The sequence below is a fragment of the Burkholderia sp. MSMB1078WGS genome (genome assembly GCF_001528895.1).
In the GTDB taxonomy this organism is placed as follows: domain Bacteria; phylum Pseudomonadota; class Gammaproteobacteria; order Burkholderiales; family Burkholderiaceae; genus Burkholderia.
The window spans coordinates 142,458-158,214 of sequence record NZ_LPDI01000071.1 but is presented as its reverse complement, the minus strand read 5'-3'; the positions used below and the strand labels follow the sequence as shown (position 1 = coordinate 158,214).

General features: G+C 68.0%; 12 protein-coding genes. 7 read left to right on the top strand and 5 right to left on the bottom strand.

The genetic code is table 11. From position 1 onward, the window contains the following. Positions 1-114 precede the first annotated feature (114 nt). The gene (locus WT24_RS17705; protein WP_059506276.1) at positions 115-1,515 is read right to left on the bottom strand and encodes an LLM class flavin-dependent oxidoreductase; all 1,401 of its coding nucleotides are present in this window, start codon (positions 1,513-1,515) and stop codon (positions 115-117) included. After that, complete coding sequence (locus WT24_RS17700) at positions 1,512-2,771, bottom strand: acyl-CoA dehydrogenase family protein (protein ID WP_060035217.1); 1,260 nt, start codon at positions 2,769-2,771, stop codon at positions 1,512-1,514. Before WT24_RS17700 ends, WT24_RS17705 begins: the two co-directional genes overlap by 4 nt. Before the next feature lie 303 nt (positions 2,772-3,074). Between WT24_RS17700 and WT24_RS17695 the strand changes: the two genes are divergently transcribed. Next, positions 3,075-4,313, top strand: a complete 1,239-nt coding sequence (locus tag WT24_RS17695; RefSeq protein ID WP_059794542.1) for an SfnB family sulfur acquisition oxidoreductase — start codon at positions 3,075-3,077, stop codon at positions 4,311-4,313. A 58-nt stretch (positions 4,314-4,371) separates the two neighbouring features. Here the strand turns inward: WT24_RS17695 and WT24_RS17690 are convergent, their stop codons facing one another. Next, positions 4,372-5,121: an SDR family NAD(P)-dependent oxidoreductase gene (locus tag WT24_RS17690; RefSeq protein ID WP_059506271.1), complete on the bottom strand. Its 750-nt coding sequence runs from the start codon at positions 5,119-5,121 to the stop codon at positions 4,372-4,374. Between the two features lie 162 nt (positions 5,122-5,283). Between WT24_RS17690 and WT24_RS17685 the strand changes: the two genes are divergently transcribed. Further along, complete coding sequence (locus tag WT24_RS17685) at positions 5,284-6,177, top strand: LysR family transcriptional regulator (protein ID WP_060035215.1); 894 nt, start codon at positions 5,284-5,286, stop codon at positions 6,175-6,177. Between the two features lie 161 nt (positions 6,178-6,338). On the opposite strand, the gene WT24_RS17680 is transcribed toward WT24_RS17685, so the two are convergent. Next, positions 6,339-7,427: an aldose epimerase family protein gene (locus WT24_RS17680; protein ID WP_059506267.1), complete on the bottom strand. Its 1,089-nt coding sequence runs from the start codon at positions 7,425-7,427 to the stop codon at positions 6,339-6,341. Between the two features lie 27 nt (positions 7,428-7,454). Further along, the gene (locus tag WT24_RS17675) at positions 7,455-8,648 is read right to left on the bottom strand and encodes a DNA-binding transcriptional regulator (protein WP_060035264.1); all 1,194 of its coding nucleotides are present in this window, start codon (positions 8,646-8,648) and stop codon (positions 7,455-7,457) included. A gap of 264 nt (positions 8,649-8,912) precedes the next feature. Here WT24_RS17675 and xylA point away from each other — a divergent pair, with 264 nt between their 5' ends. The 5 genes from xylA to WT24_RS17650 all read left to right on the top strand — a co-directional run bounded on the left by xylA (position 8,913) and on the right by WT24_RS17650 (position 15,666). Further along, positions 8,913-10,235, top strand: coding sequence for a xylose isomerase (gene xylA / locus WT24_RS17670; protein ID WP_059506318.1), 1,323 nt, complete (start codon positions 8,913-8,915; stop codon positions 10,233-10,235). 4 nt (positions 10,236-10,239) lie between these two features. Continuing rightward, positions 10,240-11,718: a xylulokinase gene (gene xylB / locus WT24_RS17665; protein ID WP_059506263.1), complete on the top strand. Its 1,479-nt coding sequence runs from the start codon at positions 10,240-10,242 to the stop codon at positions 11,716-11,718. Positions 11,719-11,804: 86 nt separating this feature from the next. Beyond that, positions 11,805-12,833, top strand: a complete 1,029-nt coding sequence (gene xylF / locus WT24_RS17660) for a D-xylose ABC transporter substrate-binding protein (RefSeq protein WP_060035213.1) — start codon at positions 11,805-11,807, stop codon at positions 12,831-12,833. A 65-nt stretch (positions 12,834-12,898) separates the two neighbouring features. After that, positions 12,899-14,458 carry a D-xylose ABC transporter ATP-binding protein gene (gene xylG, locus WT24_RS17655; RefSeq protein WP_060035211.1) on the top strand — a complete coding sequence of 520 codons (1,560 nt, stop codon included), beginning with the start codon at positions 12,899-12,901 and terminating at the stop codon, positions 14,456-14,458. After that, on the top strand, positions 14,455-15,666 hold the full coding sequence (locus WT24_RS17650) for a sugar ABC transporter permease (RefSeq protein WP_059794529.1): 1,212 nt from the start codon (positions 14,455-14,457) through the stop codon (positions 15,664-15,666). The genes xylG and WT24_RS17650 overlap by 4 nt, the downstream gene beginning before the upstream one ends. The last annotated feature ends 91 nt before the right edge of the window (positions 15,667-15,757 follow it).

The following is a 15,757-nucleotide window of genomic DNA, read 5'->3' as shown; positions in this document are numbered from 1 at the left end:
CGCTCGCGCTCCCCGCCAAACACGAACGGCTTCGTCGGACTGCACGAAGCCGTTTGCGCTGAAGCCGGTCGCCGCGTGAGTGAATGCGGACGGACCGGCTTCGACATCTTGCCGTTATGCGCCGACCGTTTCCCGCTCGGCCTCGCGCTTGACCTGTTCGATGTCGCGATACCGCGCGGCCGGATGCTCGTCGGGCAGTCGCGCCGAGCCGCCGAAGAGTTTTTCGCGCAGCGTGCCCGGCGCATACGCGGCCGGATACACGCCGCGGCGCTGCAGTTCGGGCACGAGATGGCGTACGACGTCCTCGAAGGTTTCATGCGCGACCGCATACGCGAGATTGAAGCCGTCCACGTCGGTCGCGGCCACCCATTCCTGCAGGATGTCCGCGACGGTCGCCGCCGATCCGACGAACACCGGGCCCATCCCGCCGATGCCGCCCCAGGCGGCCAACGCCTCGATCGTCCACGCGGTGTCGCCGCCCGACAGGTGCTCGACCGCCGACACGATCGCATTCGTTTCGACGCGCCTGACGGGATCGGTCGGCGCGTACTGGCCGAAGTCGATGCCGGTCCAGCCCGACATGAACACCAGCGAGCCGTCGTACGACACGTAGCGCCGATACTCGTCGAACTTGGCCTGTGCCCGCTCGTCGGTTTCGTCGACGATCACCGTGACGAGGTTGTAGATCAGCACCTTCGCCGGGTCGCGTCCGGCGGCGGCGGCCTGCGCGCGCACGTCGGCCACGTAGCGCGCGAGCTGGTCGCGGGTGGGCGCGGCGACGAACACGCATTCGGCGTGCTGCGCGGCGAACGCCTTGCCGGGGCCCGACGCGCCGGCCTGGAACAGCACCGGCGTGCGCTGCGGCGACGGCTCGCACAGGTGATAGCCGGGCACGTCGAAGAAGCGGCCCTTGTGGCCGATCTCGTGCACTTTCTCGGGATGCGTGAACACGCGGCCGTCGCGATCGCGCACCACCGCGCCGTCCTCCCAACTGCCCTCGAACAGCTTGTACAGCACCTCGACGTACTCGGCCGCGACCGCATAGCGGTCGTCGTGCGTGCGCAGCCCGCGATCGCCGACGTTCTTCGCGCCGCTCTCCAGGTACGACGTGACGATGTTCCATGCGAGCCGGCCCTTCGTGTGATGGTCGGCGGTCGACAGCCGGCGCGCGAACGTGTACGGGTGCTCGAACGTCGTCGACGCGGTGATGCCGATGCCGAGATGCTCGGTCGCCATCGCGATCGGCGCGGCCAGTTGCAGCGGATCGTTGACGGGGATCTGCGCGGCCTGGTGCAGCGCGTGATAGTTGCTGCCCTTGTACACGTCGTAGTAGCCGATTACGTCCGCGATGAAGATCGCATCGAAGATCCCGCGCTCGAGCACGCGGGCGAGGTCGGTCCAGTAGTCGAGATCCTTGTATTGCCACGAGCGGTCGCGCGGATGCGCCCACAGGCCGGGCGACTGATGGCCCACGCAGTTCATCTCGAACGCGTTGAAGCGGATCGTCTTGCTCATTGCGCGGCTCCCGTTTCCGCGCCTGCGCCCGCACCGTTGCCGACGCGCCAGACGAACGGCGGCGTGCGGCCGTTGATGATCCAGTCGCCGACGATGCGTGCCTTGTAGACGAGCGGATTGTGCGACGACACGGTGCGCGCGTTGCGCCAGTGGCGATCGAGCGCGGTCGTGCTGCGGGTCGCGGACGCGCCGAGCGCGTCGAACAGGCGCGTCGCCGCGCGCAGCACGAGTTCGGACACGACGAGCTGGCTCTGCGCGGATTCGATTTCGGCCGCGACGTTCGCGGCCTGCTCGGCCGCTTCGTCGCCGCCGAAGCGCGCTTCGTACGCCTGCTGAAGCGGTTGCGCGGCACGCAGCGCGAGCGCGTCGGCCGCGTACGCCCATGACGCGATCTCGCCGATCACCTGCTGCAGCTGTGCATCGTCGCCGGCGCGCTGCGCATTACCGTGGCTGTACACGCGCGTGCGGTTGCGCACGAGTTCGCCCGCGTCGCGCACGATCGCGTGGCCGATGCCGGCGAGCGTCGCGACATGGAACAACTGGTAGAACGCGGTCTGATACTTGAAGCGGCGTGCGAAATCGATCACGTTCTCCGCATCGACCGCCGCATCCTCGAAACGCGTCGTACCGCTGCCGGTGGTGGTCTGGCCGAAACCGTCCCAGTCGTCCTCGCGGATCACGCCCGGCTGCGCGGTCGACACGGCGACGATCACGTCGCTGCCGTCGTGCGCGCGCTGCGCGAACACGTCGATCCAGTCGGCGAACAGGCTGCCCGTGCTGTAGAACTTGCGGCCGTTCAGCACGAGCCGGCCGTCTCGCTCCGACACCTTCGTGACGGTCTGGCCGAGCGGGACGTCGCCGGCTTCCGACCACGCGTTGCCGACGAGCTGGCCGCTCGCGAAGCGGTCGAGCCAGGTCATGCGTTGCGGCCCGTCCGGCGCGTTCAGCCAGTCCTCGACGAACGCGAAGTGCCCACGCAACGCCTGCGGCAAATTGGAATCGGCGGCGGCCAGCTCGGTCAGCAACCGGAACAACTGTGGCAGCGACGCGCCGGCGCCGCCGGCGCTCGCCGGCAGCCGTATCGCGCCGAAGCCCGCCGATTTCAGCCAGCCGATCGCCTCGTGCGGCAGTTCGCGGCGGCGTTCGCGCTCGGCGGTGCCGGCGGCGATGCGCGCGAAGATCGGCCGGAACCGGCTCGCGAGCGCATCGTAGTCGGTACCGGTGGAAAGGTCGGGGGCTGCGTGCGACGAAGTCATGCGGTATTCCTCGAAAGACGGGCCGTGTGCGCCGGGAGCCCAGTATAGGAAGCGCGACGCGGGCGCTCCAATAACGGATTCTCGGATCGTTATCGTCGCTGCGTATTACCGGGGCTGCGACCGCGATCGAATGAGCGCGCATCGACGTTCTCGCGTCCGTTGCGACGTCCAAACGCCGGTTCGCCTGCATCAGGTTCGACGTCGTTTGTTCTCCCAAGGAATATCGTTTCGAGAATCGCTCGGTTTTCCGGCGTGCACGGCGCTGCTAGATTGAATGCTTTCGCCATTCGACAGGAGAAACCGATGTCAGACACGAGCGCGACGATTCAGGAGCGGCCGGCCGACGTGCCACCGCGGGCGGCGAACGTGATCGCCGACGACGCGCAAGCGCTTGCGGTCGCGCATGCGCTGGCACAACGCCTGGCGCAAGGGGCCGCCGAGCGCGATCGAGAGCGTCGCCTGCCGCGCGAGGAAATCGAATGGTTTTCGCAGTCGGGGCTGTGGGCAATCACGGTGCCCAAGGCATACGGCGGCGCAGGCGTATCGCATGTGACGCTCACCGAGGTGATCAAGATCGTCGCCGCGGCCGATGCGTCGCTCGGGCAGCTTCCGCAGAATCATTTCGGGCTGGTCGACGTGATCGCGCTCGTCGGCACCGACGCGCAGAAACGTCATTTCTTCGCCGAGGTGCTGAGCGGCAAGCGGTTCGGCAATGGGTTCTCCGAGAAGGGCACGAAGCACGTGCTCGACCTGAAGACGCGCGTGCGCCGCGACGGCGACGACTACGTCGTCGACGGCACGAAGTTCTATTCGACCGGTGCGCTGTTTGCGCATTACGTGCCGGTGCTCGGGCTCGACGACGCGCGCCAGGCATGGCTCGCGTACGTGCCGCAACCGACGCCGGGGTTGACCGTGATCGACGACTGGTCGGGATTCGGGCAGCGCACGACCGCGAGCGGCACGGTCGTGCTCGATGCGGTGCGCATCCCGGCGTCGCACGTGCTGCCCGCGCAGCGCGTGTCGGACGTGCCGACGCTCAACGGTCCGCTGTCGCAGATCATCCAGGCGGCGATCGACGCGGGTATCGCGAAGGCGGCCATCGACGATACGCTCGCGTTCGTGCGAACCCGCACGCGGCCGTGGGTCGACAGCGGCGTCGAGCGGGCAGCGGACGATCCGCTGACGATTCGCGAAATCGGCCGCCTGCACATCCAGCTGCATGCGGCCGACGCGTTGCTCGAGCGTGCGGCGCGCACGCTCGACGAGATCGCGGCAAAGGGCGACGTGACCGAAGACGATGTCGCGCGCGCGTCCGTCGCGGTCGGCGAAGCGAAGGTGCTGACGACCGAGGTCGCGCTGCTCGCCGGCGAGAAGCTGTTCGAGCTGGCCGGCACGCAGTCGACGCTCGCCGAGCACAATCTCGACCGGCATTGGCGCAACGCGCGCACACATACGCTGCACGATCCGGTGCGCTGGAAATATCACCTCGTCGGCAACTACTACCTGAACGGCGTGCGCCCGGCGCGCCATGCTTGGAATTGAGCGTCGGCGGTTGGACGCCGGCAGCGCGCGGTCGACGGCCGCGCGATGCCGGTGAGCCTCAAACCTGACCGACGCCGCCGTCGATCATCAGGTCCGCGCCTGTCATGTACACGCTTTGATCGGATGCAAGGAACACGGCCGCGTTCGCCATCTCCTCGGGCTGCGCGAGCCGGCCGATGGGGATCATGTTCAGGTACATGTCGACGAGGGACTGACGCTCCTGCGCATTCGTTACCTGCGAGTCGAGCATCGGCGTGTCGGTGACGCCCGGGCTCAGCGTGTTGACCCGAATGCCGCGATTCTTGAACTCGGCGGCCCAGGTGCGCGCGTACGAACGCAAGGCCGCTTTCGTCGCCGCATAGGCTGTGTGACCCGGAATGCCCATCACGTGCATGGCTGACGAAACCAGAATGATCGATCCGCCATTCGTCATGAGCGGCAGGAGCTTCTGCACCAGAAAGACGGGAGCACGGGCGTTGAGGTCGAACGTCCTGTCGAAATGTTCCGGGGTCAGGGTATCGATCGACGCCTGCTCGACCAACGCCGCATTCGACACGACGATGTCGATCGCGCCCTTGTCGGCCCTGACCGCCGACGCGACGCGTTCGAGATCGTCGAGATTCGCCGCGTCGGCCTGGATGGCCGTGACATTGCGTCCGATCCGCTCGACGGCCGCGTCGAGTTGGGCCTGCCGGCGCCCGAAAATGAATACGTGCGCACCTTCGGCCACATAGCGCTGCGCGATCGCGAGACCGATACCGGTTGTGCCGCCGCTGACGACGGCGACCTTGCCTACGAGAGAAGTCATTGGAATCTTCCGTGTATTGGGGGTGACGGAAGAAAGCGTAACGGTCTGCGCCGCGAATGATAATCGGGCGAATCTTCATAAGCGCTATTTCTTGCTAGAATCGCTCGCACTTCAACGTGAGCGATCCGTGCGCGGAAACGAGCGGTTTCGCCAGGGGCTGCAATGGATCGATTGGACGAAGTCGGCGCCTTCATCGCCGTTGTCGACGCAGGCGGATTCTCGGCTGCGGCGCGTAGAACCGGCCACTCGCAGTCGGCCGTCAGCAAGGCGGTCGGTTCGCTCGAGAAACGCCTCGGCGTCATGCTGCTGAACCGCAGCACTCGGAGTGTCACGCTGACGGATCAGGGGCAGCGCTATTACGATCGCATGAAGCCGCTCGTCGACGAGTTCGACGAAGCCGACAGCGAGATGACGAGCAGCACGCTCGATGTCACGGGCCTGGTCAGGATCGCGACGCCTTCGACCTTTGGCCGCCTGCACGTTCTTCCGCTGATCCCGGACTTGCTGGCATCGAGTCCCGGGCTTCGGGTCGATCTCGTTCTCTCGGACTTCGTGCGGGACATGGTGGAAGATCGCATCGATCTCGCCATTCGAGTCGGCCGAGTCGACGATGCCGACGCTGTCGTCAAACGCGTGGCAAGCACGCGCCTCGTTTGCGTCGGCTCCCGGGACTATTTCGAGCGCCATGGCATTCCGAAGACGCCTGACGAACTCGTCGATCACAATTGCCTTCTGTATGGTGGCCTTTCGGAATCGGCCGCCAACTGGCCGTTCGTCGGCCCCGCCGGCGACTTCAGCGTGACCGTTCGCGGCAACTTGTCGTCGAACAGCGTCGAAACGATTCGGGCGGGTGTGCTGGCGGGTGTCGGAATCGGTCTCTTCACTCGGGCTTCGCTTACCGACGAACTCCAGCATGCCGGCATCGTCACTGTTCTCGACGAATTTTTGAAAGAAGCGAGAGACATCAGCCTCGTCTGGCCGAAACGCCGGTATGTGCCGGCTCGCGTGCGCATGGTGACCGATTTCTTTTCCGCTGCCCTGGCCCAGCGCGATTAGGCAACCACGGGGCCGTCGCCGGATCGGCATCGAGATGATGCGAACCGGAGGGCGATCAGCCGCCACGATGGCCCGCATGCCGTGGCGGAGCGGTAGTCGCCCGGCGCGACGCCGACGCCGCCTGACGCGCGACGACGCGGCTCGCGCGTCCTGCGCGCGGCCTATGCCTGAACCCCCACCCGATACCGGGTGGTTTGCCGATAGACGTCGCCCGGACGCACGATCGCTTCGTCGCGCAGGCCGTCCATGTTGACCTGATCCGGAAAGCCGCCCGCCTCGACGCACAGCGCCGCGTGTCGTGCGCACCGCGTGCCGCCGCTCACGCGCACGTCGTCGAGGTAGTTGCCCGTATAGAGCTGCAGGCCGCGCTGATCGGTCGACACGATCAACTCGCGGCCGCTCTCCGGATCGTAGACCCGTGCGACGGGCCGGACCTCGCGTGCGCCGTTGCCCACGACGAAGCAGTGATCGAAGCCGCGTGCGCGCGCCAGTTGCGCATGCGGCCAGTCGAGGCGCGCGCCGAGCGGCGCGCTTTGCCGGAAATCGAACGCCGTGCCCGTCACGTCGGCCGTCCCGATCGGGATCAGCGCATCGTCCACTTCGAGGAACGCGTCGGCGTCGATGTGCAGCAGATGGCCGCGCACGTCGCTGCCTGCGCGCCCGTTCAGGTTGAAGTAGCTGTGATTCGTCAGGTTCAGCGGCGTCGGCGCATCGGTCCACCCCGTATAGTCGATCGTCAGCGTACCGTCGTCGTCGAGCGTGTAGCGAACCTGCACGCTCACGTTGCCGGGGAATCCCGCGTCGCCTTCCGGCGAATCGAGCCGCAGCGTCAGCCCGCCGCTATCGTCGAGCACGTCCCACCGCGCGCGATGAAAACCGTTCGCGCCGCCGTGCAGCAGGTTGCCGTTCTCGTTGCGGTCGAGCAGGTAGTCGACGCCGTCGAGCGTGAAGCGCGCGCCGGCGATCCGGTTCGCCCATCGGCCGATCGTCGCGCCGAGATAGACCCCGGATTCGAGGTACTCGGCCGGCGTGTCGTGCGCGAGCACGATATCGGCAAAGCGCCCCGTGCGGTCGGGCGCGAGCCACGACACGACGGTCGCGCCGAGGTCGCTGACGACGACGCGCATCCCGTGCGCGTTGCGCAGCGTATAGCGCCGCACTGGCTCGCCGTCGGGCAACGCGCCCCACGGTTCGGCATGCACGCGCGCCACGCCGGGCGTCAGGTATGAGGAATCGGTATCGATATGCATGAGTGGATGTCGGATGGGCGGCGGGCGTCAGTTCGTGGCGGCCGCGCGTTCCTGATATTCGCGCGGCGTGCAGCCGAGTTCGCGCCTGAATACCGCGTACATGTACTGAAGCGACGTGAACCCGCAACGGATCGCGACTTCGGCACTCGACGCCTGCCGGCTGGCGAGCAGCGCCTGCGCGGCTTCGAGCTTGTGGCGCAGGATCTCCTGGTGCACGGTGCGCTGCAGTTCGCGCCGGAAGTGCTCCTCGAGCAGCGAGCGCGATACGCCGACATAGTCGGCGACCTGTTCGGTCTTGATGCCCTGGCACGCGTACTGGCGGATGAAATGCCGGGCACGCATCACGTGCGGGCTCGCGAGCGGCTGATGGCGTGTCGATTCGAGCACGTTGATGCCGACCGGCGGCACGAGAATGCGCTGCCCGGGAAAGCGCGCGCCGCGCAGCATCCGGTGCAGCAGGTGCGCGGCGGTGCGGCCCATTTCCTCGGTGCCCTGGATCACCGACGACAACGGAATGCGCGTGAGCGTGCGCGTGAGCGGATCGTTGTCGATACCGATGATCGCCACCTGTTCCGGCACCGCGATGCCGGCGATCAGGCACGCCTGCAGCAGGTGCCGCGCACGCGCGTCGGTCACCGCGATCACGCCGACCGGCTTCGGCAGCGCATGCAGCCAGCCGACCAGTTGTTCGATCGCGTGATTCCAGCCCGACGCGCTCGTCGACAGCCCGCGGTAGATCGGCGCATCGAGCCCATCCGCACGCGCGAGCCGGTCGAACGCCAGTTCGCGCTGCTGCGCCCAGCGGTTCTCCTGCGCGACCGGCAGGCTGTACATCGCGAAATGCGCGAGTCCCGCCCCGATCAGGTGCGTGTAGGCGAGCGACACGAGCTTCGGGTTGTCCGTCGCAATATATGGGACGCCTTCCGGGTATTGCGCCGGATCCTCGTACGACGATCCGATCGCGACGATCGGCAGCGGCGAACCGGCGAGCGCGTCGGCGACGGCGGGGTCGTCGAAGTCCGCGATGATGCCGTCGCCGTCGAAACGCTCGATCCCGGTGAGCCGGCAGCGGAAATCGTCTTCGAGGAAGAGATCCCACACGACGCGCGTCGTGTGCAGATACTGGCCGATGCCGCTGATGATCTCGCGGTCGTAGACCTTGTTCGCGTTGAACAGCAGCGCGATGCGGTGCGGTGTCTGGGCGGATGGGGCGCGTGTCATCTCGGTGTCGGGTGAGCGCATCGGGGCGCCGTGCCGTTGTCTCCGGGGCGCGATCGCGGGGGCGGCGCGCGGTGGTTCGGTGTACGGCGATTGTAGGACGGAACGTGCGCCGCGCGAACGCGGCTGGCAAGAAACATCAAGCGTGCTGCGCAATTTCGCAATTGCCGGCCGGCAGGCGTGCGGGCACGATCCAGCCAACGAATTCGGCCGCGTGCGTCGTCCCGACGTGCGTTGCGCTGCAACAAGAACCTGCACGGAGACGCCATGTCGTATTTCGAACACATTCCCGCAATTCGCTACGAAGGGCCGCAGTCGGACAACCCGCTCGCCTATCACCATTACGACCCCGAGCGACGCGTGCTGGGCAAGACGCTCGCCGAGCATTTGCGCATCGCGGTCTGCTACTGGCACACGTTCGTGTGGCCGGGTCACGACATCTTCGGGCAGGGCGCGTTTCAACGGCCGTGGCAACAGCCCGGCGACGCGCTCGAACGCGCGCGGATGAAGGCCGACGCCGCATTCGAGTTCTTCACGAAGCTCGGCACGCCGTTCTATACGTTCCATGACACCGACGTCGCGCCGGAAGGCGACAGCCTGCGCGAATACGCGGCCAATTTCGCGCGGATGGTCGACTATCTCGCCGAGCGTCAGCAGGCAACTGGCGTGCGGCTGTTGTGGGGGACCGCGAACCTGTTTTCGCACCCGCGCTTCGCGGCCGGCGCCGCGACGAACCCGAACCCCGACGTGTTCGCGTGGGCCGCGACCCAGGTGCGCCATGCGCTCGACGCGACCCACCGGCTCGGCGGCGAGAACTACGTGCTGTGGGGCGGACGGGAAGGCTACGAGACGCTGCTCAATACCGACCTGAAGCGCGAGCGCGACCAGTTCGCCCGCTTCCTGTCGATGGTCGTCGAGCACAAGCACCGGATCGGCTTCAAGGGCGCGCTGCTGATCGAGCCGAAGCCGCAGGAGCCGACCAAGCATCAGTACGACTACGACGTGGCGACGGTGCACGGCTTCCTCGTGCAGTACGGGCTGCAGAACGAAATCCGCGTGAACATCGAGGCGAATCACGCGACGCTCGCGGGCCATTCGTTCCATCACGAGATCGCGAACGCATTCGCGCTCGGCGTGTTCGGCAGCGTCGACGCGAACCGCGGCGATCCGCAGAACGGCTGGGACACCGACCAGTTCCCGAACAGCGTCGAGGAACTGACGCTCGCGTTCTACGAGATCCTGCGCCACGGCGGCTTCACGACCGGCGGGATGAACTTCGACGCCAAGGTGCGGCGCCAGAGCATCGATCCGGAAGACCTGTTCTACGGCCACGTCGGCGCGATCGACGTGCTCGCGCTCGCGCTCGAACGCGCGGCGGTGCTGGTCGAGAACGACCGGCTCGACGCACTGCGCCGGCAGCGCTACGCGCAGTGGGACAGCGAGTTCGGCCGCAAGATCCTGTCGGGCGGCTATACGCTGGAGTCGCTGGCGGCCGACGCGCTCGCGCGGGGCGTGGACCCGCGGCATGCAAGCGGCGCGCAGGAGCGGCTCGAGAACATCGTGAACCAGGCGATCTACGGGCTGCGCTGACGCCATGTACATCGGACTCGATCTCGGCACGTCGGGCGTGAAGGCGGTGCTGCTCGACCGCGACGGCGCGGTGCGCGCGAGCGCGAGCCGCGCGCTCGCGGTGAGCCGGCCGCAGCCGCGCTGGTCCGAGCAGGCGCCGCGCGACTGGTGGGACGCCGCATGCGGCGCGCTCGCCGCACTCGTGTCGGATGCGCGCACTGCCGGCATCGACCCGCGCGACATCGATGCACTCGGCCTGACCGGACAGATGCACGGCGCGACGCTGCTCGATGCCCACGGCGACGTGCTGCGCCCCGCGATCTTGTGGAACGACGGCCGCGCGGATGCCGAGTGCGAGGAACTCGAACGGCTCGCGCCCGCGCTGCGCACGGTGGCCGGCAACATCGCGATGCCGGGCTTCACGGCGCCCAAGCTGCTGTGGGTGCGCCGTCACGAGCCCGACGTGTTCGCGCGCATCGCCTACGTGCTGCTGCCGAAGGATTATCTGCGCTACCGGCTGACCGGCGCGTTCGCGACCGATCCGTCGGACGCCGCCGGCACGCTGTGGCTCGACGTCGCGAAGCGCGACTACGACGACACGTTGCTCGCCGCCTGCGGGCTGTCGCGCGCGCAGATGCCGGCCGTATTCGAGGGCAATCGCATCACCGGCACGCTGCTGCCGGCCGTCGCACGGGCGCTCGGCCTGCGCGAGATCCCGGTGGTGGCCGGCGGCGGCGACAACGCGGCCGGCGCGGTGGGTGTCGGAATCGTGCGGCCCGGCGACGCGCTGCTGTCGCTCGGCACGTCGGGCGTGTATTTCGCGGTGTCGGACGGGTTCCGCGCGAATCCCGAATCGGCGGTGCACAGCTTCTGTCATGCGCTGCCGGGCACGTGGCACCTGATGTCCGTGATGCTGAACGCGGCCGGCTGCGTCGACTTCACCGCGCAACTGGCCGGTTACGACGGCGTCGCGGCGCTGCTCGACGATGCGGAAACGAACGCACGCGCGAGCCGGCCGTGGTTCCTGCCGTACCTGAGCGGCGAGCGCACGCCGCACAACGACGTGAACGCGAAGGGCGTGTTTTATGGGCTCACGCCCGACACGCGGCGCGCGGATCTCGCGAACGCGACGCTCGAAGGCGTCGGCTTCGCGCTGCTCGACGGCATCGACGCGCTGCATGCGGCCGGGCTCGCGCCCGACGGCATCACCGTGATCGGCGGCGGCTCGCGCAGTGCGTACTGGACGCAGATGCTCGCGGACCTGAGCGGCCGTGCGTTAACGCTGCGCGCGGGCGGCGAGGTGGGGCCGGCGCTCGGCGCCGCGCGCCTCGCGCATCTCGCGCTCGAACCGGATGCGGCGCTCGCCGACGTGTGTCCGCAGCCGCCGGTCGTCGCGGTGCGCGAGCCCGATCCCGCGCGGCACGCGTGGTATCGCGACGTGCGGCGGCCGACGTTTCGCGCGCTGTATCGTGCGCTCGAACCGGTGTTTGCGACGGGCGCGTGACGCACGTTGCCGTGACTCGATGCGGGCGGTGCAATCCGGCAGCCGCCCGCGGTTCGTGAGGTGGTTCCATAACAAGGAGTGGAGACATGAAATCCGTGACGCGTCGTACCGTATTGAGTTCGCTTGCCGGCGCCGCCGCGCTGGCCATGCTCGCGCTGGGCACGCCGCTCGCGCACGCGAGCAAGGACAAGCCCGAGATCGGCTTCTGCATCGACGACCTGCGCGTCGAGCGCTGGTCGCGCGATCGCGACTATTTCGTCGCGGCCGCGACGAAGCTCGGCGCGAAGGTGTCGGTGCAGTCGGCCGATGCAAGCGAGGAGCGGCAGATTTCGCAGATCGAGAACCTGATCTCGCGCGGCGTCGACGTGATCGTGATCGTGCCGTTCAACTCGAAGACGCTCGGCAACGTCGTCGCCGAAGCGCGCAAGGCCGGCATCAAGGTCGTGTCGTACGATCGCCTGATCCTCGACGCGGACGTCGACGCCTATATCTCGTTCGACAACGAGAAGGTCGGCGAGCTGCAGGCGCAGGGCGTGTTCAACGCGAAGCCGAAGGGCAATTATTTCCTGCTGGGCGGTGCGCCGACCGACAACAACGCGAAGATGCTGCGCGAAGGACAACTGAAGGTGCTCAAGCCCGCGATCGACCGCGGCGACATCAAGGTCGTCGGCCAGCAGTGGGTGCCCGAATGGAGCGCGTCGACCGCGCTGCGGATCGTCGAGGACGCACTGACCGCGAACAACAACAAGATCGACGCGATCGTCGCGTCGAACGACGGCACGGCCGGCGGCGCGATCCAGGCGCTCGCCGCGCAGCATCTGGCCGGCAAGGTGCCGGTGTCCGGGCAGGATGCGGATCTGGCCGCGGTCAAGCGCGTGATCGCCGGCACGCAGACGATGACCGTCTACAAGCCGCTGAAGCTGATCGCGAGCGAAGCCGCGAAGCTCGCGGTCGATCTCGCGAAGGGCACGAAGCCCGCGTTCAACGCGCAATACGACAACGGCAAGAAGAAGGTCGATACAGTGCTGCTGCAGCCGACGCTGTTGACCAAGCGCAACGTCGACGTCGTCGTGAAGGACGGCTTCTATACCCAGGCCCAACTGGCGAGCCAGTAAGCGTACGACGGGCGCGACGCGCGGTCACCGCGACGGCGGCCGCGCTTACTGCGAGGCATGAACGAATGACGGAACCCTTGCTGACGATGCGCGGCATCGTCAAGGCATTCGACGGCGTGAAGGCGCTCGACGGCATCGACCTGACCGTGCGGCCCGGCGAATGCGTCGGGCTGTGCGGCGAGAACGGCGCGGGCAAGTCGACGCTGATGAAGGTGCTGTCGGGCGTGTACCCGCACGGCACGTGGGACGGCGAGATCCGCTGGGAAGGCGCACCGCTCGCGGCCTCCGGCGTGCGCGACACCGAGCGCGCGGGCATCGCGATCATCCACCAGGAGCTGATGCTCGTGCCCGAGCTGTCGGTGGCCGAGAACATCTTCCTCGGCAACGAGATCACGCTGCCCGGCGGGCGCATGAACTTCGCGGCGATGGTCCGGCGCGCCGAGGAGCTGCTGCACGAATTGCGGATCGACACGATCAACGTCGCGCAGCCGGTGATGAACTACGGCGGCGGCCACCAGCAGTTGATCGAGATCGCGAAGGCGCTGAACAAGCACGCGAAGCTGCTCATCCTCGACGAACCGTCGTCGTCGCTGAGCGCGTCGGAGACGCGCATCCTGCTCGACATCGTGCGCGACCTGAAGCGCCGCGGCGTCGCGTGCGTCTACATCTCGCACAAGCTCGACGAGGTGGCGGCCGTATGCGACACGGTCACCGTGATCCGCGATGGACGTCATGTCGCGACCGAGCCGATGGCCGCGCTGACCACCGACCGCATCATCGCGATGATGGTCGGCCGCGAGATCCGCGACCTGTATCCGCGCGAGCCGCACGAGATCGGCGACGTCGTGCTCGACGTGCGCCACGTGACCTGCCGCGACGTGACGAACGCGCGCCGCAAGCGCGTCGACGACGTGTCGTTCAGCGTTCGGCGCGGCGAGATTCTCGGCGTGGCCGGACTCGTCGGCGCGGGCCGCACCGAGTTGATGCAGGCGATCTTCGGCGCGTATCCGGGCGCGTGCACGGCGAGCGTGACGATGAACGGCCGGCCATTGTCGATCCGCTCGCCGGCCGACGCGATCCGCGCCGGCATCGCGATGGTGCCGGAGGACCGCAAGCGCCACGGCATCGTGCCGCAGCTCGGCGTCGGCCACAACATCACGCTGGCGGTGCTGCAGCGCTTCGCTGCGCGCGGGCGGATCGACGCGGCCGCCGAGCTCGACGCGATCCGCACCGAGATGCAGCGGCTGTCGGTGCGCGCCGCGCATCCGTTCCAGTCGATCGCGAGCCTGTCGGGCGGCAATCAGCAGAAGGCGGTGCTCGCGAAGATGCTGCTGACCGAGCCGCAGGTGCTGATCCTCGACGAGCCGACGCGCGGCGTCGACGTGGGCGCGAAGGCCGAGATCTACCGGCTCGTCTTCGCGTTGGCCAAGCGCGGCGTCGCGCTGATCGTCGTGTCGTCGGAACTGCCGGAGGTGCTCGGCCTGGCCGATCGCGTGCTGGTGATCGGCGAAGGCGAGTTGCGCGGCGATTTCGTCAACCAGGGCCTCACGCAGGAACAGATTCTCGGCGCCGCGCTGAAGCCCGCGCGGCTGCCCGCCGAACCCACCGCAGCGAGTGCGATATGAATTCCGAACTTTCTTCCTCGACCCCGGCGGCGCCGGATGCGGACGCGCGTCGTCCGGACGGCCGCGCGCCGCGGCTGGCGTTGCGCCATGTCTTCACGCGCTACAAGGTGCTCGCGCTGCTGTTCGCGGTCGTCGCGATCTGGGCGTTCTTCTCGGTGCTGACGGACGGCGCGTTCGTCACGCCGCGCAACGTATCGAATCTGCTGCGGCAGATGTCGATCACCGGCATGCTCGCGTGCGGCATGGTGTTCGTCATCATCGCGGGCGAGATCGACCTGTCGGTCGGCTCGCTGCTCGGGCTGCTTGGCGGCGTCGCCGCGATCCTCGACGTCAACCGCCACTGGCCCGTTGCGGCGACGGTTCCGGCCGTGCTCGCGCTCGGCGTGCTGATCGGGCTTTTCAACGGCTGGTGGTCGACCTATCGGCGCGTGCCGTCGTTCATCGTCGGGCTCGGCGGGATGCTCGCGTTTCGCGGCATCCTGCTCGGCGTGACGGGCGGCTCGACGATCGCGCCCGTGTCGGACGGCTTCGTGTTCATCGGGCAGGGCTATCTGCCGCGCCTGGCCGGGGACGGCCTCGCGGTCCTGCTGTTCGCGGTCGCGACGCTGCTGGTGGTGCGGCAGCGCGGCACGCGGCGGCGCTACCGGCTCGCGGTCGCCCCGTTGTGGCAGGACGTCGCGAAGATCGTCGGCGCCGGGGCGGTGCTGTTCGCCTTCGTCGCGACGCTCGATCGTTACGGCGGTATTCCGGTGCCCGTGCTGCTGCTGCTCGTGTTGCTCGGCGTGTTCTCGTGGATCGCGACGCAGACCGTGTTCGGCCGGCGTATCTATGCGGTGGGTTCGAACCTGGAGGCGACGCGGCTGTCGGGCGTCGACACCGATCGCGTGAAGCTCGTGATCTTCGCGCTGATGGGGCTGATGTGCGCGTTTGCCGGCCTCGTCAACACGGCGCGGCTCGCGGCCGGGTCGCCGTCCGCCGGCTCGATGGGCGAACTCGACGCGATCGCCGCGTGCTTCATCGGCGGCACGTCGATGCGCGGCGGGTCGGGCACGGTCTACGGCGCGCTGATCGGCGCGCTCGTGATGGCGAGCCTCGACAACGGGATGTCGATGCTGGACGTCGACGCGTACTGGCAGATGATCGTCAAGGGCGCGGTGCTCGTGCTGGCGGTGTGGATCGACGTGGTGTCGCGGTCGAACCGGCGGTGACGAAGCCGTGTCGGTCGCGCATCGGCTTCACGTCGCGCGCATGGCCGGCGGGGTCGTCGTAGTAGCCGGGCGGGTCGATCGTCCGCACGGG

Bases quoted from the DNA above. Each gene is read 5' to 3' on its own strand.
- WT24_RS17675 (WP_060035264.1), bottom strand. From the start codon at position 8,648: ATGACACGCGCCCCATCCGCCCAGACACCGCACCGCATCGCGCTGCTG.
- WT24_RS17690 (WP_059506271.1), bottom strand. From the start codon at position 5,121: ATGACTTCTCTCGTAGGCAAGGTCGCCGTCGTCAGCGGCGGCACAACC.
- xylB (WP_059506263.1), top strand. From the start codon at position 10,240: ATGTACATCGGACTCGATCTCGGCACGTCGGGCGTGAAGGCGGTGCTG.
- xylG (WP_060035211.1), top strand. From the start codon at position 12,899: ATGACGGAACCCTTGCTGACGATGCGCGGCATCGTCAAGGCATTCGAC.
- WT24_RS17695 (WP_059794542.1), top strand. From the start codon at position 3,075: ATGTCAGACACGAGCGCGACGATTCAGGAGCGGCCGGCCGACGTGCCA.
- WT24_RS17650 (WP_059794529.1), top strand. From the start codon at position 14,455: ATGAATTCCGAACTTTCTTCCTCGACCCCGGCGGCGCCGGATGCGGAC.
- WT24_RS17700 (WP_060035217.1), bottom strand. From the start codon at position 2,771: ATGACTTCGTCGCACGCAGCCCCCGACCTTTCCACCGGTACCGACTAC.
- WT24_RS17705 (WP_059506276.1), bottom strand. From the start codon at position 1,515: ATGAGCAAGACGATCCGCTTCAACGCGTTCGAGATGAACTGCGTGGGC.
- WT24_RS17680 (WP_059506267.1), bottom strand. From the start codon at position 7,427: ATGCATATCGATACCGATTCCTCATACCTGACGCCCGGCGTGGCGCGC.
- xylA (WP_059506318.1), top strand. From the start codon at position 8,913: ATGTCGTATTTCGAACACATTCCCGCAATTCGCTACGAAGGGCCGCAG.
- WT24_RS17685 (WP_060035215.1), top strand. From the start codon at position 5,284: ATGGATCGATTGGACGAAGTCGGCGCCTTCATCGCCGTTGTCGACGCA.
- xylF (WP_060035213.1), top strand. From the start codon at position 11,805: ATGAAATCCGTGACGCGTCGTACCGTATTGAGTTCGCTTGCCGGCGCC.